The sequence below is a fragment of the Streptomyces sp. AHA2 genome (assembly GCF_036857595.1).
GTDB lineage: Bacteria > Actinomycetota > Actinomycetes > Streptomycetales > Streptomycetaceae > Streptomyces.
In genome coordinates this window covers 80,894-102,072 of the sequence record NZ_JAUQWJ010000014.1, presented here as the reverse complement: position 1 = coordinate 102,072, position 21,179 = coordinate 80,894, and the positions used below count along the sequence as shown (strand labels likewise).

The 21,179-nt window shown below is 71.9% G+C and carries 14 protein-coding genes; 11 read left to right on the top strand and 3 right to left on the bottom strand.

The features are described from left to right. The first annotated feature begins 64 nt into the window (after positions 1 to 64). A complete protein-coding gene (locus Q5694_RS25445) occupies positions 65 to 694 on the top strand; it encodes a hypothetical protein (RefSeq protein ID WP_333935671.1) in 630 nt (209 codons plus the stop codon). 244 nt (positions 695 to 938) lie between these two features. Here Q5694_RS25445 and Q5694_RS25440 read toward each other — a convergent pair whose 3' ends face one another. Together Q5694_RS25440 and Q5694_RS25435 are read right to left on the bottom strand one after the other, a co-directional pair. Continuing rightward, on the bottom strand, positions 939 to 1,550 hold the full coding sequence (locus Q5694_RS25440; RefSeq protein WP_333935670.1) for a hypothetical protein: 612 nt from the start codon (positions 1,548 to 1,550) through the stop codon (positions 939 to 941). 391 nt (positions 1,551 to 1,941) lie between these two features. Further along, positions 1,942 to 4,107, bottom strand: a complete 2,166-nt coding sequence (locus Q5694_RS25435) for a RecQ family ATP-dependent DNA helicase (RefSeq protein ID WP_333935668.1) — start codon at positions 4,105 to 4,107, stop codon at positions 1,942 to 1,944. A 163-nt stretch (positions 4,108 to 4,270) separates the two neighbouring features. Here Q5694_RS25435 and Q5694_RS25430 point away from each other — a divergent pair, with 163 nt between their 5' ends. The 7 genes from Q5694_RS25430 (at position 4,271) to Q5694_RS25400 (ending at position 15,872) form a co-directional block, all read left to right on the top strand. Then, entirely contained in the window at positions 4,271 to 6,091 is a 1,821-nt protein-coding gene (locus Q5694_RS25430) for a DUF4192 domain-containing protein (RefSeq protein ID WP_333935667.1), read from the top strand. 619 nt (positions 6,092 to 6,710) lie between these two features. Then, a complete protein-coding gene (locus Q5694_RS25425) occupies positions 6,711 to 8,579 on the top strand; it encodes a glycogen debranching N-terminal domain-containing protein (RefSeq protein WP_443040934.1) in 1,869 nt (622 codons plus the stop codon). Between the two features lie 131 nt (positions 8,580 to 8,710). Continuing rightward, positions 8,711 to 9,469, top strand: coding sequence for an NUDIX hydrolase (locus Q5694_RS25420; RefSeq protein ID WP_333935665.1), 759 nt, complete (start codon positions 8,711 to 8,713; stop codon positions 9,467 to 9,469). A gap of 131 nt (positions 9,470 to 9,600) precedes the next feature. After that, positions 9,601 to 11,835 carry an ABC transporter ATP-binding protein gene (locus Q5694_RS25415; protein ID WP_333935664.1) on the top strand — a complete coding sequence of 745 codons (2,235 nt, stop codon included), beginning with the start codon at positions 9,601 to 9,603 and terminating at the stop codon, positions 11,833 to 11,835. Between the two features lie 161 nt (positions 11,836 to 11,996). Continuing rightward, on the top strand, positions 11,997 to 12,884 hold the full coding sequence (locus Q5694_RS25410) for a FadR/GntR family transcriptional regulator (protein ID WP_333935663.1): 888 nt from the start codon (positions 11,997 to 11,999) through the stop codon (positions 12,882 to 12,884). Positions 12,885 to 13,375: 491 nt separating this feature from the next. Further along, entirely contained in the window at positions 13,376 to 14,917 is a 1,542-nt protein-coding gene (locus Q5694_RS25405; protein ID WP_333935662.1) for an RNA polymerase sigma factor, read from the top strand. Positions 14,918 to 15,050: 133 nt separating this feature from the next. Further along, on the top strand, positions 15,051 to 15,872 hold the full coding sequence (locus Q5694_RS25400; protein WP_333935661.1) for a S1 family peptidase: 822 nt from the start codon (positions 15,051 to 15,053) through the stop codon (positions 15,870 to 15,872). 130 nt (positions 15,873 to 16,002) lie between these two features. Here Q5694_RS25400 and Q5694_RS25395 read toward each other — a convergent pair whose 3' ends face one another. Beyond that, entirely contained in the window at positions 16,003 to 16,233 is a 231-nt protein-coding gene (locus Q5694_RS25395; protein WP_010034922.1) for a DUF7455 domain-containing protein, read from the bottom strand. Between the two features lie 440 nt (positions 16,234 to 16,673). Here Q5694_RS25395 and Q5694_RS25390 point away from each other — a divergent pair, with 440 nt between their 5' ends. The 3 genes from Q5694_RS25390 to Q5694_RS25380 all read left to right on the top strand — a co-directional run bounded on the left by Q5694_RS25390 (position 16,674) and on the right by Q5694_RS25380 (position 21,173). Continuing rightward, positions 16,674 to 18,797: a DNA gyrase/topoisomerase IV subunit B gene (locus Q5694_RS25390; protein WP_333935660.1), complete on the top strand. Its 2,124-nt coding sequence runs from the start codon at positions 16,674 to 16,676 to the stop codon at positions 18,795 to 18,797. 235 nt (positions 18,798 to 19,032) lie between these two features. After that, positions 19,033 to 19,584, top strand: a complete 552-nt coding sequence (locus Q5694_RS25385; protein WP_333935659.1) for a DUF485 domain-containing protein — start codon at positions 19,033 to 19,035, stop codon at positions 19,582 to 19,584. After that, complete coding sequence (locus tag Q5694_RS25380) at positions 19,581 to 21,173, top strand: solute symporter family protein (RefSeq protein WP_333935658.1); 1,593 nt, start codon at positions 19,581 to 19,583, stop codon at positions 21,171 to 21,173. Before Q5694_RS25385 ends, Q5694_RS25380 begins: the two co-directional genes overlap by 4 nt. Positions 21,174 to 21,179: the final 6 nt, after the last annotated feature.

Genomic DNA, 21,179 nt, shown 5'->3' with positions numbered 1-21,179 from the left:
TTCGTTCGTGTGCATGCACCACCCGCCGACGCGGGTCGCACCAACGTTTGATAAATATCAACCCATGCCTCTCATTCCCGAGGAGCCTCAGATTCACGAGAGCGCCCAGGGTCCCCGCGCCACTCCGGCCAGCGGCCGCATCGCGCCGACCCCCCGTCCCGTACCCGGCCCCCGTCCCGCGGCACCGCCGCGTCCCGGTCGTCCAGGGCCTCTCCGGCCCGCGCCGCCGGCGCAGCGCACACCGCGTGATGTGGCCGCCAAGCCCGCCCCGGCGGGTCCCGCCCCCGGCACCGCGGCTCCCGCCGCACCGCAGATCCAGCTGATCTCCGCTTCCGCCGAAGGTGCGCTCGACGCTGCCGAGGAAGCCGTGGACCTGCTGCTGGAATCCGGTCGAGCCCCCGGCGAGGTGCTGGTGATCACGACTGGTGAGCAGCATCCGTGGGCCGCTCACGAGCTGTCCTTCGGAGAAGCCTCCTACTGGGCCCAGCACGACGCCGGTGACGACGTCTTCTACGCGGACGCGACCGTCGCGGCCCGTGCCGCGTCGCGCCCGGTCGTCGTGGTCGCCGTCAACGGCGGTGACGAGCCCGCAGCGGTCAGTGCCCTGTCGCTGGCGCACTCCCGGGCCAAGACCCTGCTGATCGTCTGCGGCGACCCGCAGCGGATCAACTCCGTGCTCGGCGCGGGCGTCTGACCTGTCGTACGAGGTCGTTTCCGGGCGCCGGCGCCGATGCAGCGCCGGTGCGGTGATGGCGTGGCACAGTGGGCCGTTCGGCGTGCCCGAGAGCCGTCCGACTGGCGGGTGACGGTGCCGAGCAGGGCCGAACCTGGGTGCCCGGCTCGTCCGTTGCCCGGCTGGAGCGACGTCGACCCGTGCGGAAAGCCGTGCTGTGGCAGAGGGGTGGCCCCGGCAGCAACCGGGGCGGTCCGTCGGACGGTCAGCGTGCGGCCGCGGCGCGGCGCAGTATGTCGGAGGCGGCGCCACCGGCACGGGGTGCGGGCGGCGGTGCCTCGGACGTGGCGAAGGGTTCGGGATCCGAGCCCGAGTGCGGGCGGCGCCCGCCGCGTCCCTCGCCGAGAACCTGCCAGCCGTCACGGGTCAGCGTGATGTACGCGCCGCAGCGCAGCCCGTGCAGGGTGCAGGCGTCGCGCAGCCCCCACATCCACGCGCCGTCCTCCTCCGTCCACCGGGCGTCGCCCTCACGGCAGTAGAGCAGCACCGCGGTACGTACCGGTGTGCGGCGGCGCAGGTCGTGCGGAATGATCCGGCGCAGTTGGGCGAGCAGCACGTTGCGGAACATCCAGCCGTCGGCGGCTGCCGGGCGGCGGACGAACGAGGCGCTGGCGCGCAGTCGTTCGTCCGGGTCGAGCACGGCGACGACCGCGGTCGCCGGCTGGGGACGGTGCCGCGCGTGCAGTCCGCTGACGACCTCGCGCGGGTTGCGCAGGAGAGGGATCCCGGCGGCGGCCCATTCCGCGGGCTCGAGCAGGCGGTTGGCGGCGGCGGGCGTCGACGCCGGTGCCGCGGCCGGAGCGAATCCGAAGGTCACGGTCCTCCCTTCGGCTACGCGCCCACACTGCGGGCGGGGTCGGGTTCCTGGGAGCGCGCACCGCGGCGAAGCCCTGCCGAAGCGGCGGACGAGCCGTGCGGGGAGCGGACCTCAATTGTTCCTGTCGAACTTGAATGCGGCAACGAGCAATTGAGGCAGCCGACCTTTATCGGATGATGCGCGGCTAATATCCCCACCGCGCGCGACACCGGTCCGCCCATGGGGCGTTCGAGCCCGATACGTTCGTACGTCACGGAAGTGCGTGGCGTCCAGAGGTGTGCGCGTCCCGCCGTGCCGGGTTGCGCGTCCTGCCTCACGGTGGGGTGACAGCCGGGAGCGCGCGCCCCGGCCTGCCGGGCGCAGGGCGACGCCGTCCGGCACGGCACGGTCCTCATCCCTGCACCGCCAGGACCAGGGGCAGCACCCCTTGCGCGCCGGAGCGTCGGAGCAGACGGGCAGCGACGGCGAGGGTCCAGCCCGTCTCCGTGTAGTCGTCCACCAGGAGGACCGGGCCCTGGGCCTCGGCCAGGGCGGATGCGAGTGCGGGCGGCACCGTGAGAGCGCCGTCGAGTGCCTTCAAGCGCTGGGCGCTGTTGCTGCGGGGAACCAAGGGGGCGTCACCCGTGTGCTCGACGGTCCCCAGCAGCGGCAACCGCCCGACCTCCGCGATGCGCGAACCCAGCGAGCGGATCAGCTCGGGCCGGGTGCGCGACGCCACGGTGACGACGCCGACCGGGCGCGGCTGGGCATCCGGCGCGCCCGGGGCCCAGCCGCCGGGGCCTTTCGCCCAGTCGGCCAGTACGCCCACGACGGCCTTCGCCACGTCGTCCGGCACGGGACCGTCAGCGGCCTCGGGCGCGAACATGGGACGCAGCCGGTTGCCCCAGCCGATGTCGGACAGGCGGCCCAGCGCGCGACCGGGAGCGGCCTGTTCGCCGGCCGGAATGCGCCCCTTGCGGTCCACTCCGATGGCCGGGAGCCCGGTGGGCCACATCCTGCGCGGCTCCACCTCGACACCCGCCCGGCCCAGGTCCACGCGCGCCGCGTCGAGTGCCTCCTCGGACATGTCCGCCGTGAAGCGCGCTCCCGCGCAGTTGTCACACCGTCCGCACGGCTTGGCCCCCTCGTCGTCCAGCTGACGCTGCAGGAACTCCATCCGGCACTGCGTCGTGGACGCGTACTCGCGCATGGCCTGCTGCTCGGCCTCGCGCTGGCGCGCCACCCACGCGTAGCGCTCGGCGTCGTACGTCCACGGCTGCCCGGTCGCGATCCAGCCGCCCTTGACGCGCTTGACGGCCCCGTCCACGTCGAGGACCTTGAGCATCGTCTCCAGGCGGGAGCGGCGCAGCTCCACCAGAGGTTCGAGCGCGGGCAACGACAGGGGCTTGTCCGCCCGGGAGAGAAGATCGAGGGTACGGCGCACCAGATCCTCCGGGGGGAACGCGAGCGACGCGAAGTACTTCCAGATCGCCTCGTCCTCCCTGCCCGGCAGCAGGAGCACCTCAGCGTGCTCCACACCGCGTCCGGCACGCCCGACCTGCTGGTAATAGGCGATCGGTGAGGAAGGCGAGCCGAGGTGCACCACGAAACCCAGGTCGGGCTTGTCGAAGCCCATGCCGAGGGCGGAGGTGGCGACCAGCGCCTTCACCTTGTTGGCGAGCAGGTCCTCCTCGGCCTGCTGGCGATCGGCGTTCTCCGTCTTGCCGGTGTAGGAGGCCACGGTGTGCCCACGCTGCCGGAGGAAGGCGGTGACCTCCTCGGCCGCGGCCACGGTGAGCGTGTAGACGATGCCGGAACCCGGCAGCGCGTCGAGATGCTCGGCGAGCCAGCCCATCCGGTGTGCCGCGTCGGGCAGCCGCAGCACACTGAGGCTCAGACTGTCCCGGTCCAGTGGGCCCCGCAGCACGAGGGCGTCCGAGGCGCCCCCCGTGCCGAGTTGCTCCGCCACATCGGCGGTCACGCGGGCGTTGGCCGTGGCGGTGGTCGCCAGCACGGGGACACCCGGCGGCAGGTCGGCGAGCATCGTGCGCAGCCGGCGGTAGTCGGGCCGGAAGTCGTGCCCCCAGTCGGAGATGCAGTGGGCCTCGTCCACCACGAGCAGCCCGGTGGCGGCGGCGAGCCGGGGAAGGACCTGGTCCCGGAAGTCCGGGTTGTTCAGCCGCTCGGGGCTCACGAGCAGGACGTCCACCTCGCCCGCCGCGATCTCGCTCTGGACGGCGTCCCACTCCTCGGTGTTGGCGGAGTTGATCGTCCGGGCGTGGATGCCGGCCCGGGCCGCGGCCTCGACCTGGTTCCGCATGAGGGCGAGCAGAGGGGAGACGATGACGGTCGGGCCGCTGCCCTGCGCCCGCAACAGCGAGGTCGCCACGAAGTACACCGCGGATTTGCCCCAGCCGGTGCGCTGGACGACCAGGGCACGGCGTCTGTCCGCGACCAGCGCCTCGATCGCCCGCCACTGGTCCTCGCGCAGCCGGGCCTCTCCGGACGGGTCGCCGACGAGACGGGCGAGGACCGTGTCGGCCGCTGCCCGGAGTTCCGCGTTGCTCGTGTGCTCCATGCGTTCCATACAACAGGACCGCACTGACAGCGCGAGCCGGCGGCAGGGGTGACGGGAGTCCGCGTGTCCGCAGTCCGCGCCCGGTGCGAGCCGGTGGCGTGTACCTGACCGGACTTGTCCACAGGCTCAAGCGAAGGCTCGCGTTCCGCGAGATCGTGTCCGCATGACGAACCACAGCGAAGCGACCGGATCCTCCGAGAACGGCGACATCACTGAAGGTGTCCGGCGCGACGGACACGCGGAGCACCCGAGCGGCGGGCAGAAGAAGCGACGCGACGACGGTCCGGGCCGGCCCGCACACACCGCTCACGATGGGCCCGTCCTGCCTGCGGCGGCCACCCCGTACGACGGGCCCGGCGAGCATCAGGTGACCCTGCGCACCCCGGCCGAGCTCGCCGACGCCCTCCCGTATCTGCTCGGATACCGCCCCGAGGACAGCATCGTGCTGGTCGCGCTCCACGACAGGGACGGACGCGGACGGTTCGGCGGCCGGGCCCGGCTCGGGATCCCTGGGAACGCGGACGACTGGCCGTCCGCAGCCCGGCAACTGGCCCACGGCTTGGTCAGGGGCAGCGAGCGCCGGGGCAGCCGGCCCGAGTCGATGGTCGCCTTCCTGTGCCAGGAGCCGGCCAGGGGCGAGACCGGACGGGAGGTCATGGAGCGGCTGAGGCCTCTGGCCCAGAGGCTGCGGACCGAGTGCGGTTCCCTCGATGCCGTGGTGGTCGAGGCGCTGTGCATCTCGGAGGGACGCTACTGGTCCTACTGCTGCGACAACGCGGCCTGCTGCCCGCCCGAGGGAACCCCCATGGGCCTGCCCGGCACCTCCGTCCTGGCGGCCGCCGCCACTTACGCCGGCATCCAGGTGCGCGGCACCCTCCGGGAGCTGCGGGCGCGGCTGCTGCCCTGGGAGAACGCAGCCGCCCTGGCGCAGGAGGCCGCACTCGACAGGGCCAGCATGGAGCTGGTCCCCAGGATTCTGGACGACGCGGGCAGGGCGGCGGTGGCCGACGAGACTGTGCAGCTGGCAGCGGCTGTCCTGGACCGCTACGCCGAGGCGCAGCCGGTGTCCGGGACGCTGCTGGCGGATCTTCGCGACGACGAGCTGCTGGGATACGACGAGGCAGCGAAGCTGGTCCTGGGACTGCAGGACCGCTCGACCCGCGACCGCGCGGCCGAGTGGATGGAGGGGGACGAGGCCGGTTCCGCCCTGCGCCTGTGGCGTTCACTGGCCCGTCGGTGCGTGGGGCCTTACGGCGAGCACGCCGCGGCGCCGCTCACCCTCGCCGGCTGGGTCGCCTGGTCCACCGGCGACGAACTGGAGGCCCGGGAGGCCCTCGCCATGGCTCTGGGAGCGGACCCCGACTATCTCTTCGCCCGCCTGCTGCATCAGGCCTGCAACGAAGGACTCGACCCCGAGTCCGTCCGCAGGTGCCTCCGGTCGGAGCGAACCGGCCGTGTGCGGGCCGACGCCACCGGCGCGTCCCAGCAGCCGCACGATCGGATGCAGGGAGGTGAGCAGTGCCAGGAAGGTCGGATCGGTGTGGCCGTGCGCGTCGGGGAGGCGGAGGAGCCACGCGAGAACGGCAGTGCGCTGGAGGCGGATCACCCCCACAGGAGCGGCCAAGCCCAGGCGAAGGGCCAGTCCTCACTCGGCCCCGGCACAGCCGCACCCCGGCCGTCAGGGGGACAGCCCACCGCACGTCGCCGCCGACGTGCACGTCCCACTCTCGGCGACACTCTCGGCCGCGCCCTCCCGGACAGCCGTGACCAGGTCCCTCGCCGTCCCGGCCGCGCACCGGCAGATACCGCACGGCCCGGCCGTCGCCGGCCGTCGACGGCGGACACCGCCCGGTCCCTCAGCGCGAGCGCCGGCCGACGTCCGGAGACCGCGGACGGACCCCTCCGCGAGAACTCGCCGGCGCCCTGTCGGGTCACGAACCGCAAGGGCGTGCAGCCCGGCCACACGGCCGAGGAGAAGGAATGATCACCAGGCGGACGACCCCGACGCTCTCGCGGCAGCGAAGCGGGCGTGACTCCGGGGACACCCTTGCCGTTCACCTGAGTGGCGGAACACCTGAACAGGGTGTGATGCCGCACCGCCCCTGCTCCGTCGTAGCCCTCCGGCGCCGACATGGAACCCGATCCAGGGGCACAGAGCGCAGGGAAGCCTTTCGATGCAACAGCGGACTCCGCCCTCCTCCGCCCCCGACGGCTCCCCTCCGGGAGGATCCCCGCCTCCGGGGCCCCCGCCTCCGGAAAGCCCCACCGCACCTGCACATCCTCGTAGGGGAGGCCCAGAAGGCACGCCGCCCTCATCGCCCGGCCGCGACGGTCGGAGGCCGCAGCCGAGGAACGACGTGCCCCCGACGCCTGACCACGCACGGCCCGCACTCCGCGAAAGCGACCCGCGGTTCCGGCCCGCACCCCCGACGGTGCGGTCGAACCAGGCGAGACCTCCATCCCCCGTGGACCGGGCCACCGGCACTCCACCCCGGGGCCGGGAACCGGCGGGGCGGCGTCCCACTGGGGACCTGCCCCCGGCCCACTCGCTCGTGACCTGCGTGGCCCTGCCCGGATTGGCCATCTCGACGGACGGAGGGCAGTTGACCGGCCGGGGGCTGGAGGGGTTCTACCGTGCCGGTCGCCGGGTACTCTCCCGCTGCGAGGTCCGCGTGGCCGGACAGGAACCCCTCGCGATACAGGCCCGGCTGGCCGCCGCCGATCGCGCCCGATTCGTCGGTACGCTCCGCACCTCCGCGCAGACGGGCCCGGACCCGGACGTGTTCGTCGAGCGCAACCGCTTCGCGGACGGCACGGAGCGGATCACCCTGCACAGTTCGGCCACCCGTCCGCTGCGGGTGCCGGTCGAGGTCGCCCTGGGCACGGACCTCGCCGACCTGCGGGCCATCGCCTCGGGCAAGGCGGGACCGGAACTGCCCGCCAGCGTTCACGGTTCGGGCCTGCGCTGGTCCAGCGCGGCAGCCAATGTCACCGTGACCGCCGAGCCACCGCCCGCGGACGCCCTGGCCTCGACGGGATTGCTGCGGTGGGAGCTCGTACTGCCCCCTGGCGGCAGCACGAGTGTGGAACTACGGGTGCGGCCGGATGGAACGGGCCCGCTGCGAACCGCCGGCCGTGCGGCGACGAGCCCTCTCGCCGCCGCACGCGCGGAGGGTGACGATCCCAGAGCCGCCGCCCTCCTCCGGACGAGCGTCGAGGACCTCCAAGCGCTCCTGCTGCGTGACGCCGCGCATCCCGGCGACATCCACCTCGCCGCAGGCGTCCCCTGGCGATGCGGCCTGAGCCCCGCCGACGCGCTCGTCGCGGCCCGGATGGCGCTGCCCCTCGGCACCGGCCTCGCCGGGGGCACGCTGCGCGCCCTCGCCCGGACCCAGCTCACCGGCCCGGGATCACAGGCGGGCATGATCCCGGGCCCGCGACGGGACGCGGGTCCGCACCTCCCCCCGCACTGCACGGGCACCGAGGCCACGTTGCTCTTCCCCGCGTTGCTCGCCGAAGCGCGCCGCTGGGGACTGCCCGAGCAGGAAGTGGAGGAGTTGCTTCCCACCGCCGAGCGGTGCCTGACATGGCTGCGGAGATCCGCGGGCGACGAGGCGTACCTGCGGGACCCGTACCCGGGCGGCCCGGCCCGCTGCGAGAGCCAGGCGCATGCCCACCGAGCGGCGCTGCTCGGCGCCGACCTCCTCGAGGCCGGTGGCCGGTCGGGCGCGGAGGAACTGCGGCAGTGGGCACAGTCCCTGCGGAACGCGTTTCGCACGGAGTTCTGGGTCGACGATCGAGGGGGAGGCCGTCCTGCGGCGGCCCGTACCCCGGACGGCAGACCTGTGTCCCACATGGCCGCCTCCGCCGTCCACCTCCTCGACACCGGGTTGCTGGGGCGCGGGGAGTCGGCTCCCGGCCTGCTCGACAAGGTGCAGACGGAGAATCTGGCCCGGCTGCTGGGAAGTCCCCTCATGGACTCGGGCTGGGGCCTGCGCGGGCTGGGAGCCAGGGAGCCCGGCTACAACCCGTTCGGCCATCGCGCGGGTGCCGTACGGCTCCAGGAGACGGCACTCGCTGTGGCCGGGCTGGCTGCCGCCGCCTACGAGAAGGAAGCGGACGGACTGTTGCGCGGCGTCCTCGCGGCCGCGGAAGCCTTCGCCCACCGCCTCCCCGAGATGTACGCCGGGGAGCAGCGCATGCAGGGCAGCGCCCCTCTGCCGCATCCGGCGGCCTGTCGCCCCGCCGCGATCCCGGCGGCGGCAGGGGTCCTGCTGCTGACCACGCTCGCCGGCATCCGCCCGGATGCCCCGGCCGGCACGGTGACCCTCCGGCCGATGCGCAGTGCCCCGCTGGGCGAGATCGGCTTCACGGGACTGCGGGTGGCCGGAGCACCCTTCTCCGTACGGGTCAGCCGGCTCGGTCTCGCCATGGTCGAGGAAGCGGCGGATGGACTCCAACTGGGGGTGTGACCAGCCAAGACCTGGCACGGATAGGCCTCTGCCACCACACGGCGGAGCTCATACCGCGCCGAAGTGGATCAATGGCCGGCGGAACCGGCGAAGGGAGTGTTTATCGTCAGGCAGACGACTATGATCGCCGCATGCCCTACGACCCGTCAGCGTTTCCGCCCTTCGCCGTCACCGTGGACCTGGTCGTGCTGACCGTGCGCCGCCACGCGCTCTGTGCGCTTGCGGTACGCAGGGGCGAGCCGCCGTTCCAGGGCCGGTGGGCGCTGCCCGGTGGTTTCGTACGGGCCGACGAGGACCTGGCGCAGGCCGCGGCGCGCGAACTCGCGGAGGAGACCGGACTGCGTGTCCACGACCCCTCCGTTCCCGCCCAGGACAACGGCGCTCATCTGGAACAGCTCGCCACCTACGGCGACCCCAAGCGGGATCCCAGAATGCGGGTCGTGAGCGTCGCGCATCTGGCGCTGGCTCCGGATCTGCCCGCGCCCCGGGCGGGGGGCGACGCCAGCAACGCGCGGTGGGCCCCGGTGGAGGAACTGCTGCAGCAGAGCGGTTTCGGGCGCGACGCGGAACTGGTCGACCCGCTCGCCTTCGACCACGCGCAGATCCTCGCGGACGGGGTCGAGCGGGCCCGCTCCAAGATCGAGTACTCGTCGCTGGCAACGGCCTTCTGCCCGCCGGAGTTCACCGTGGGGGAGCTGCGCCGGGTGTACGAGGCGGTGTGGGGCGTGGCGCTGGACCCGCGCAACTTCCACCGCAAGGTCACGGGCACTCCGGGCTTCCTCGTCCCCACCGGCGGGACGACCACCCGCCAGGGCGGACGCCCCGCGCAGTTGTTCCGCGCGGGTGGCGCCACGCTGCTCAACCCCCCGATGCTGCGCCCCGAGGTCTGACCGGCGGCGCGGGCACGAGCCACACCGGGAGGCGGAAGCCGCTCACGCCGGCTCCGACCCGCCTCTCACCATGCCCTGCGCGGACCTCGCGCTGCCCGGAAAACCGGACATAGCACGCTATCTTGCTGCGGGTGATCGAGGCCTTCGGACTGACCAGCAAGCCCCGCGATGAGCGCCCGCCCGCAGCCGACGACGTCTCCTTCGAGGCGCGAGCCGGCCGCGTCACCGCGCTGCTCGGAGCGCCGGGCGCCGGCAAGACGACAGTGCTCAGACTCATGCTCGAACTCCAACACGGCCGCGGCATCACGCACTTCCGCGGCCGCCCGCTGCACCGCATCGCCCACCCCTCACGAGAGGTCGGAGTGCTGCTGGGTGATGTGCCGGGGCACCCGGCCCGCACGGTCCGCGGTCATCTGCGCATGCTGTGCGCGGCCGTGGGCGTTCCGGTGCGGCGAGCGGACGAAGTCCTGGAGGCCGTCGGCCTGGTGAGCCTGCGCGACGAGCGCCTCGGCACGCTCTCACGCGGCATGGACCGTCGACTCGGCCTGGCGTGTGCCCTTCTGGCCGACCCGCACACCCTCGTCCTCGACGGCCCGACCGCCGGGCTCTCGGCCCGTGAGCGCACCTGGATGCACGACACGCTGCGTGCGCACGCCGGACAGGGTGGCACGGTCCTGTTCAGCACGGCCGACCCCAAGGAGGCCGCTCGCACCGCCGACCACGTCGTCACCCTCGAACGGGGCAGGCTCGTGGCCGACCAGGAAGCCGCGGAGTTCGCACGTACCCGACTCCGTCCCCGGGTCGCCGTACGCAGCCCGCACGCGGTCCGTCTGGCGGCGCTCCTGGCCAAGCAGGCACGCACCGCGCATCGTTCCGTCGAGGTCGTCCGAGAGGGCGGCAACCGGCTTTCCGTCTACGGCAGTAGCTGCGCGGACATCGGCGAGACCGCCTTCCGCCACGGCATCGTCGTCCACCAACTGGCCGACGAGATCGGTGACATGGGCCCCGGTGCAGGAGCCGCTCCCGACGCTCGGCCGTTGCCTCACGAGGTGCCGGGGTGCAAGGACGTCGAGTCCCGGTCCGTGAGTGCCGCACTGCCGGCCCCCGCGCCGTCGCCGCTTCCCGGCAACAGCGCACCGGACGACGTCAGCGCTCACCTGTCCACGGACGAGCGGGAACCTTCAGCGGAGACCTCCCCGCGAGACCTCACACTCGACGGGCATCCCACCGAAGATGTCCCGGAAACGGGCACAACGGAGCCACAGCCGGCCCCCGGAGCGCGGCCGGCCACGAACCAGCAGCCGGACCCCTCACCGCGACCGGACCCTTCACCGCGACCGGACCTTTCACCGCGACCGGCTCTCGCACCGCGACGGGTACCAGGGCGACCGTCGGGCCCAGAACCACAGCCACCCGCCGAATCGCCTCGGCCCCGGAATCCGCCGGCGGCGGGAGACCCGCCACCCGCTGCCGCGTCTCCCCGCGCCGCGCGGACGGAGCGCTCCGCGTCCACCGCTCCGGCCCCCCGCACCGCTCGCCCGGCCCGAAGCCCCGACCGGCTTTCCCCTCTGCCACCCCCGATCTCCGTCTGCCCCGCACCCGGCCCGCTCCGCCCGCTGCGCTACGAGATCCGTCGTGCCGCCGGAGTGGGCACCGGTTTCCTCACCGGGGCCGTCGTGCTCGCCGTCTCCGCCGCGACCGCCGTCGTGCTGGCCCGGATCGGGCACACGCCGCAGCCGCGTCTGCTCGCCGCATGGCCGCGTGAGCTGCCCCTGCCGCCCGCGGCGCTCGGCGCGGGACTGCTCGGCGCGCTGGCCTTCGGGGACGAGTTCCGCCACCCCGCCCTCGCGGCGGACCGCGGCACCGTGCCCCGGCGACTGGGGCTGCTGGCCGCCAAACTGGCCGTCTCCTCGGCCGCCGCGTTGCTGCTGGCCGTGCTCACCGTCGGCTGTGACGCCGAAGTGCTGTACCTCGTCTACGGACCGGAGCTCGCCCGGGTTCCCGCCGACTGGCTCGTACTCGGCGCGGGCTGGATCGGTCTCGTGGTCGGCTGCGCCTGGGCGGGAGTGCTGGCGGCGGGGATCTTCCGGTCCACATCGGCCGGGCTCGCCGCGGTGGCCGCCGTTCCCCTCCTCGTCGTGCCCGTCGTGCACAAGCTCGTGACCGGACCGTCCGTGCGAAGCGCGGCCGGACTTCCCGCGAGGCTGCGGGAAGCGCTCGTTCCTCGGTGGCCCTTCGGTGGCGAGAGGTACCTGGAGGCCGCGCTCGGCCTGGTGTCCCAACCGGTCGGCGGCGCCCTGACGTTGTCGCTGGCCACGCTGCTCTGCGGGTACCTCTTCACCTCGTTGCGGAGCAGACTCAGGTGACGACTGTCCGTAACCCTTAGTTCGGCCATGCGCACAACTCCCCGCAGAACGCCCATTTCTTTCCGATAAGGCGTCAATTGCGACGGGGTGAGCGATCACCCTTTCGTGTGCTTTTCACCAAAGACCTCAAGGGAGTTGGAGACGGCGCCGACAAAGGATGCGTGAGTACCCTTGCGCACACCATGATGACCGCCGCCCGCTCCGCCGACTCCGGCCTCGCGAACCCGGGCGAACTCGACCGCTACCCCTACGCGGAGGCGCCCGGCGTCGACCGGGTCGGGGTCCCCGCCTGGGACGGAGCGGACCACGAGCTGGGCCGCGTGGGCCGGCGCGCCGCGGGCAGCCGCGGCCGCGGACTGCACGGCCAACTCGTCCAGCAGCTGGGTCAGATGATCGTCTCCGGTGACCTGGGGGCCGACCGTCCCCTGGTGCCGGAGGAGATCGGCCAGCGCTTCGAGGTCTCCCGCACCGTCGTGCGCGAGTCCCTCCGCGTCCTGGAGGCCAAGGGCCTGGTGAGCGCCCGTCCGAACGTCGGTACGCGTGTGCGCCCCGTGAGCGACTGGAACCTCCTCGACCCGGACATCATCGAGTGGCGTGCCTTCGGGCCGCAGCGCGACGACCAGCGCCGCGAGCTGAGCGAGCTGCGCTGGACGATCGAACCGCTCGCCGCCCGCCTCGCCGCCGGTCACGGGCGCGAGGACGTCCAGCAGCGCCTGGCGGACATGGTCGAGATCATGGGGCACGCGATGGCCCAGGGTGACGCGCTCACCTTCTCCCGCGCCGACTCGGAATTCCATTCGATGCTCATCCAGGTCGCCGGCAACCGCATGCTCGAGCACCTGTCGGGCATCGTGTCCGCCGCCCTCCAGGTCTCCGGCGGGCCGATCGCGGGCTGTGACCGGCCCAATGAGACGTCTCTCGCCCACCACGGCCGCATCTGTGACGCCCTCGCCACCGGCGACGGGGCGGGCGCCGAAGCGGCGATGCGCCAACTGCTCACGGTCCACCCCGAGGTGGAACGGGTGGTGCCCGCCCCGCGCGAGCACTGACCCCGTTCCGCGGGCGGCGCGGCCGGGTGTGCCACCCCCCTCCTGTGGCAGCGCCCGGCCGGTGATCCGCCTCCCGTCGGACCCCGCCGGATCATCGCGATCCGGCGGGGTCCGACGGCGCTGTGGGTCCTCACATCGGGCGCCCTGGGGCCCTCGCGTCAGGCGCCCGAAGGCCCCTCCGCGTGCTGCGAGGCTTCGGTCTGCGGTTTCGGTCGGACCGACATCCTGACTGACCCCCTGTGCCTGCTTCTGACCGTTTTTGTTCGCTTACGGGGTGTGACTCGGGCCACGGAGATTAGGCGTAACGCTCGCGGGAAGAACGCGATGACCTAAGAGGTGACAGCCGCGGAGGGAATACGGACGTCGTTCACGGCGCTGTGCATCTTCCCGGCCCCCGCCCGCACCGTCGGCCCATCCCCAAGCCGGCGGTCGGCTCCTGTCCCCCGTGGATGGGGCCGGAAGCCGTTTTCCAACGTTCCGAGAGGTTGTTCGTGTCGGCCAGCACATCCCGTACGCTCCCGCCGGAGATCGCCGAGTCCGTCTCTGTCATGGCGCTCATTGAGCGGGGAAAGGCTGAGGGGCAGATCGCCGGCGATGACGTGCGTCGGGCCTTCGAAGCTGACCAGATTCCGGCCACTCAGTGGAAGAACGTACTGCGCAGCCTCAACCAGATCCTCGAGGAAGAGGGTGTGACGCTGATGGTCAGTGCCGCAGAGCCCAAGCGCACCCGAAAGAGCGTCGCAGCGAAGAGCCCCGCCAAGCGCACCGCCACCAAGACGGTCGCGGCCAAGGCGGTGACCACCCGGAAGGCCACCGCCACCGCCACGCCGGCGGCGCCCGCCGAGGAGCCCGCCGTCGAGGAAGAGGCGCCCGCCGCGAAGAAGGCGGCTGCCAAGAAGACCACCGCCAAGAAGACGGTCGCGAAGAAGGCGACCGCCAAGAAGGCGGTCGCGAAGAAGACCACCGCCAAGAAGGACGACGCCGAGATCCTCGAAGAGGAAGTGCTCGAGGAGGCGGCCCCCGGCAAGGCCGGCGAGGAGCCCGAGGGCACCGAGGCCGCGGGCTTCGTACTGTCCGACGAGGACGAGGACGACGCGCCCGCGCAGCAGGTCGCCGCCGCCGGCGCCACCGCCGACCCGGTCAAGGACTACCTGAAGCAGATCGGCAAGGTCCCCCTGCTGAACGCCGAGCAGGAGGTCGAGCTCGCCAAGCGCATCGAGGCGGGCCTGTTCGCCGAGGACAAGCTGGCCAACGCCGACAAGCTCGCGCCGAAGCTCAAGCGTGAGCTGGAGATCATCGCCGAGGACGGCCGCCGCGCCAAGAACCACCTCCTGGAGGCCAACCTCCGCCTGGTGGTCTCCCTGGCCAAGCGCTACACCGGCCGCGGCATGCTGTTCCTGGACCTCATCCAGGAGGGCAACCTCGGTCTGATCCGCGCGGTCGAGAAGTTCGACTACACCAAGGGCTACAAGTTCTCCACGTACGCCACCTGGTGGATCCGCCAGGCGATCACCCGCGCCATGGCCGACCAGGCCCGCACCATCCGTATCCCGGTGCACATGGTCGAGGTCATCAACAAGCTCGCGCGCGTCCAGCGCCAGATGCTCCAGGACCTGGGCCGCGAGCCCACCCCGGAGGAGCTGGCCAAGGAGCTCGACATGACCCCCGAGAAGGTCATCGAGGTCCAGAAGTACGGCCGTGAGCCCATCTCGCTGCACACCCCCCTGGGCGAGGACGGCGACAGCGAGTTCGGTGACCTCATCGAGGACTCCGAGGCGGTCGTCCCGGCCGACGCGGTCAGCTTCACGCTCCTGCAGGAGCAGCTGCACTCCGTCCTCGACACGCTCTCCGAGCGCGAGGCGGGCGTCGTCTCGATGCGGTTCGGTCTCACCGACGGTCAGCCGAAGACCCTCGATGAGATCGGCAAGGTCTACGGCGTCACGCGTGAGCGGATCCGCCAGATCGAGTCCAAGACCATGTCGAAGTTGCGCCACCCGTCGCGCTCCCAGGTGCTGCGCGACTACCTCGACTGATCACCGGCGTACGGCGGAAGGCCCGGTCCCCCGCGGGGGACCGGGCCTTTCCCGTGCCGCCTGAGCGGGTGCGAGGGGCGGCGCGGTGGACCACTCTGGGTGTCTCACCGACCCCACGGAGTGAGGAGTCCCTATGCGTCGTCGCCTTGCCCGAGCCGTGGCCCTGGCAGCCGCCTTGTCCGTCATACCCATGAGTGCCGGTGCCGCCGAGGCCTCCGACCGTGTCGTCATAGGCGGCTTCCCCGTCGACGTGGCGCACAGCCCCTGGACGGTGGCCCTGGCGAGCCGTGACCGGTTCGGGGGTACGCGGGCCGGGCAGTTCTGCGGCGGCGTCGTGGTGGGCCCCAGCACGGTCCTCACCGCGGCCCACTGTCTCGGCCGGGAGGTGCTCGGCGGGCCGCCGGAGCGGGTGCGCGACCTCAAGGTCATAGCGGGCCGCACCGACCTGGCCGATTCGTCCGGCCGGGAGGTCGCCGTGCAGCGTACCTGGGTCAACCCGGCGTACGACGGCGCCAGCAACTCCGGGGACTTCGCCGTCCTCACCCTGGCGGAACCGCTGCCCGGTGAGTCGGTCATCGCGATGGCCCCGGACGGTGACCCCGCCTACACCGCGGGCGGTGCGGCGACGGTGTACGGCTGGGGCGACGTCTCGGGGGCCGGGGAGTATCCGAGCAGCCTGCGGGCGGCACCCGTGCGCGTCCTCGCCGACGCGGTCTGCGAGGAGGCCTATCCCGGGGGAGCGGACGGCACCTACGACGCCCGGACCATGCTCTGCGCCGGGGAGGTGGACGGCGGCCGGGACGCCTGTCAGGGGGACAGCGGAGGGCCGCTGGTGGCCCAGGGGCGGTTGATCGGGTTGGTGTCCTGGGGGATCGGCTGTGGCCGGGCCGGCAACCCGGGGGTCTACATGCGTGTGTCGGAGATCATCCGCACGCTCGGCTGGAGCCGGGCGTGAGGAGACCCCCGGTGGCGTCCGCAGCCTGAACTGCGGGGCGCGGACGAGGACGGGCGGCTGCCCCTGGATCCAGGGGCAGCCGCCCGTTCACCGGCCTGTGCCGTGCTGGCTCGTCGTCGGACGCGCGGTGTCAGCGCTCTTCTTCGGAGGCAGTCGCGGGAGCGGACGTCAGCCGCTCCGTCTCGTCCTGTATCTCAGCGGCGATCTTCTTGAGTTCCGGCTCGAACTTGCGCCCGTGGTGGGCGCAGAAGAGCAGCTCTCCGCCGCTGAGCAGGACGACGCGCAGGTACGCCTGGGCGCCGCAGCGGTCGCAGCGATCAGCGGCCGTCAACTGGCTCGCAGGGGTCAGAACAGTAGTCACGTCGCCTCTTCTCTAGCTCGACGAGCTGTCGTACCAGGGTCAACATCCAACCAGCCCCAAAACGTTCCCGCTCGTGGCTTTTCCTCGAAAGAATCTTGCGAGGCGGCTGTCTGCTGCCGGTTGGCGGCGAATGTGCCGTATTGCGTGTCTATGTGTCGTACGGGGCTTCGCGTGTATCGGTGGTCGGTCCTCCCGGCTGGGTTGCCGGTTGTTCATGAGGACGTGCCCGGAGCCTAAATGGTTCATGCCTCGAAGGGAACGTGATGTGTGCTTCACTCCATCGAGGGATCGAACAAGCATGCGAGTGTGGACTAGTCTGAGTTTCCGACGAGGGTGGCGTTACAAGGGCTCTACCAGGCCTCGGTACCCTCTCACCGGTGACAGACGCCGCGCCCTTACCCACGAGGGCCCCATCTGAAATTCAGCGAGGAGCGAACCGCGTGACCGCCGATACGTCCGTGCCGTCCACAGCTCTGCTGGCAGGAGCAGACCGGGACGGTTCCAACTACACCGCGCGGCACCTGCTCGTCCTCGAGGGGCTCGAGGCCGTCCGCAAGCGCCCCGGAATGTACATCGGCTCGACCGACAGCCGTGGCCTGATGCACTGCCTCTGGGAGATTATCGACAACTCCGTCGACGAGGCCCTCGGCGGCTACTGCGACCACATCGAGGTGATCCTCCACGACGACGGCTCGGTCGAGGTCCGGGACAACGGCCGGGGCATCCCGGTCGACGTCGAGCCCAAGACCGGCCTGTCCGGCGTCGAGGTCGTCATGACCAAGCTGCACGCCGGCGGCAAGTTCGGCGGTGGCTCCTACGCCGCCTCCGGCGGTCTGCACGGCGTCGGCGCCTCCGTGGTGAACGCCCTGTCCGCCCGCCTGGACGTCGAGGTGGACCGCGGGGGGCACACCCACGCGATCAGCTTCCGGCGCGGGGTGCCCGGGGCCTTCTCCGGCAACGGCCCGGACGCCAAGTTCGAGGCGAAGAGCGGACTGCGCAAGGCCAGGAAGATCCCCAAGTCCCGGACCGGCACCCGCGTGCGCTACTGGGCCGACCGCCAGATCTTCCTCAAGGACGCCAAGCTCTCCCTGGAGAACCTGCACCAGCGCGCCCGCCAGACCGCCTTCCTGGTGCCCGGCCTGACCATCGTCGTGCGCGACGAGTACGGCCTCGGCGAGGGCGGCAGCAAGGGTGAGGAGTCCTTCCGCTTCGACGGCGGCATCAGCGAGTTCTGCGAGTACCTGGCCACCGACAAGCCGATCTGCGACGTCCTGCGCTTCTCCGGCCAGGGCACCTTCAGGGAGACCGTCCCCGTCCTGGACGAGCACGGGCAGATGACCCCCACCCAGGTCACCCGGGAACTCGACGTCGACGTCGCGCTGCGGTGGGGCACCGGATACGACACGACGCTGAAGTCGTTCGTGAACATCATCGCCACCCCCAAGGGCGGCACCCACGTCGCGGGCTTCGAGCAGGCCGTCGCCGCGACGATGAACGAGGTGCTGCGGGCGAAGAAGCTGCTGCGCGTCGCCGAGGACGACATCGTCAAGGACGACGCCCTGGAGGGCCTCACCGCGGTGGTCACCGTGCGCCTCGCGGAGCCCCAGTTCGAGGGGCAGACCAAGGAGGTTCTGGGGACCTCGGCGGCCCGCCGCATCGTGAGCAACGTGATCAGCAAGGAACTCAAGGCCTTCCTGACGTCCACCAAGCGGGACGCGGCCCAGCAGGCCCGCGTCGTGATGGAGAAGGCCGTCGCCGCGGCCCGTACGCGCATCGCGGCCCGGCAGCACAAGGACGCACAGCGCCGCAAGACGGCCCTGGAGTCCTCGTCCCTGCCGGCCAAGCTGGCCGACTGCCGCAGTGACGACGTGGACCGCAGCGAGTTGTTCATCGTCGAGGGGGACTCCGCGCTCGGCACGGCCAAGCTCGCGCGGAACTCCGAGTTCCAGGCGCTGCTGCCGATCCGGGGCAAGATCCTCAACGTCCAGAAGTCGTCCGTGACGGACATGCTCAAGAACGCCGAGTGCGGAGCGATCATCCAGGTCATAGGAGCCGGCTCGGGCCGCACCTTCGACATCGACGCCGCCCGCTACGGCAAGATCATCATGATGACCGACGCCGATGTCGACGGGTCCCACATCCGCACGCTGCTGCTGACCCTCTTCCACCGCTACATGCGGCCGATGGTCGAGGCGGGCCGGGTCTTCGCCGCGGTGCCGCCACTGCACCGCATCGAGATCGTCCAGCCCAAGAAGGGCCAGGACAAGTACGTCTACACGTACTCGGACCGGGAACTGCGCGACAAGCTCATGGAGTTCCAGACCAAGGGCGTCCGCTACAAGGACTCGATCCAGCGCTACAAGGGTCTCGGCGAGATGGACGCCGACCAGCTGGCCGAGACGACCATGGATCCGCGTCACCGCACCCTGCGCCGGATCAACCTGTCCGACCTGGAAGCCGCGGAGCAGGTCTTCGACCTGCTGATGGGCAACGACGTGGCGCCGCGCAAGGAGTTCATCTCCAACTCGGCGGCGACACTGGACCGGTCGCGGATCGACGCATAGGACGCACCCCGCCGGGGCGGGCACCCGGCGGGCGCAGGACACACACCGGTGGGGACGGCAGCGGCCGTGCCCACCGGTGCCGTACCCGATGACGGGCATCAAGGGCCGTGCGCAGGCGGTGCGTTACGCCTGCGGGGAGGGGCCGGTGGGGCCACCGGCCGGGTGAATCACCTGATGGGGTGAAGCGCGCGGGGAAGAAGAGTCGGGGATCTTCCCGTTCTGTCCATCCTTGGACATGCAGTCAAGCAAGGACCGTTCCCGCGGATCCGGGGCCGGTCAGGAGAGTCCGGTCGAGCAACTCGGCGGTCGTGACCCGGGGCCGGCCGGGCCGGCCGGGCAGCCGAGGTACGACGATCCCTGGTACGACGCCCTCGCCAGCGGCTGGGGAGAGTCGGCCGATGTCCCGGCGCAGGGGGCCGTCCCGCCGGTGCGGGAGGGGGAGACCGGCGTCGCCGCCGCTGACATCTACCTGGAGGTGCAGCGCAGCGCCGCCTTCCAGGAGGTGCGACGGCGGTACCGGAGGTTCGTGGTGCCGGCCTTCGCGGCGTTCTTCACCTGGTACGTGGGATACGTCGTGGCCGCCACGACGGCGCCGCAGCTCATGGCGCGGCCCGTGGCCGGGGCGGTGAACGTCGGCATGGCCGCGGGGCTCGGGCAGTTCCTCACCACCTTCCTGCTGACCTGGGCCTACGCACGGCACGCTCGACTGCGCAGGGACCGGGCCGCGCTCGAACTGCGCTGGGACACACAGGAACTGACGCGCGAGGCGAACGGAGGTGCCTCGTGACCGGCGAGCACCAGACCCTGGCGCTGCTGCTGTTCAGCGTGTTCGTCGCGGTCACCCTGGGGATCACCACGTGGGTGAGTCGCAACCGGCGTGGTTCGGCCGAGGAGTTCTACGCGGGCGGGCGGCTCTTCTCACCCATGGAGAATGGTTTTGCCATCGCGGGCGACTACATGTCGGCCGCGAGCTTCCTCGGGGTCGCCGGACTCATCGCCCTGTTCGGCTACGACGGACTGCTGTACGTGGTCGGCTTCCTGGTGGCCTGGCTGGTGGTCCTGTTCCTGGTGGCCGAACTCGTCCGCAACTGCGGGCGGTTCACCCTCGCGGACGTGGTGGCGGCACGGATGAGGGAGCGGCCGGTACGGATCGCGGCGGGGACGTCGTCGGTGACCGTCTCCGTGCTGTACCTGGTGGCGCAGATGGTCGGCGCGGGCAGCCTGGTGGCGCTGCTCCTCGGAGGCACGAGTGAGGCGGCCAGGTCCTGGACCGTCATCGGGGTCGGCGTGCTCATGGTGATCTACGTGTCGCTGGGCGGCATGCGGGCCACGACGTGGATCCAGATCGTCAAGACGGTCCTCCTGCTCGGCGGCAGCGCCGCGCTGACCGTGCTCGTCCTGCTGCGGTTCCACGGCGACCTGGACCGGTTGCTGCTCACGGCGGCGGAGCGCAGCGGACACGGACAGGCGTTCCTGGCGCCCGGACTGAAGTACGGCGGGGACTGGACGGCCCGGCTCGACTTCATCAGTCTGGGGCTGGCCCTGGTGCTGGGGACCGCGGGGCTGCCGCACATCCTGTCCCGCTTCTACACCGTGCCCACGGCACGGGCCGCGCGCCGTTCCGTCGTGTGGGCCATTGGCCTCATCGGCGGCTTCTACCTGATGACGATCGTGCTCGGATTCGGTGCGGCGGCCGTCCTGGGACCGGACGTGGTGCGCGGCTCCAACGCCGCGGGGAACACCGCGGTCCCCCTGCTGGCGCTCGACCTGGGCGGTGGTGCCGGGTCCACGGGCGGCACGGTGCTGTTCGCGATCGTCGCCGCGGTCGCCTTCGCCACGATCCTGGCCGTGGTCGCGGGCATCACGCTCGCCTCCTCCGCGTCCGTGGCCCACGACCTGTACGCGTCCCTGCGGCGCGGCGGCGGCAGGCCACGCAGTGAGGTGGCGGTGGCCCGGATCGCGGCCGTCGGGGTCGGGGCGGTGGCGATCGCCCTCGGCCTGCTCGCCAGGGACCTGAACGTGGCGTTCCTGGTGGGCCTGGCCTTCGCCGTCGCCGCGTCGGCCAACCTCCCCGTGCTGCTCTACTCCCTGTTCTGGCGCCGCTTCACCACCCGGGGCGCGGTGTGGGCGGTCTACGGCGGACTGGTTCCCGCCGTGGTGCTCGTGGTGCTGTCCCCGGTGGTCTCGGGCAGCCCGGACGCGGTGTTCCCGGACGCCGACTTCCGGTACTTCCCGTTGCAGAACCCGGGCCTGGTCTCGATACCGCTGGGCTTCCTCGCGGGCTGGCTCGGCACCGTCACCTCGGCGGAGGCGCCGGACGAGGCCAAGCAGGCGGAGACCGAGGTGCGGTCGCTGACGGGCGCGGGGGCGGCATGACAGCGG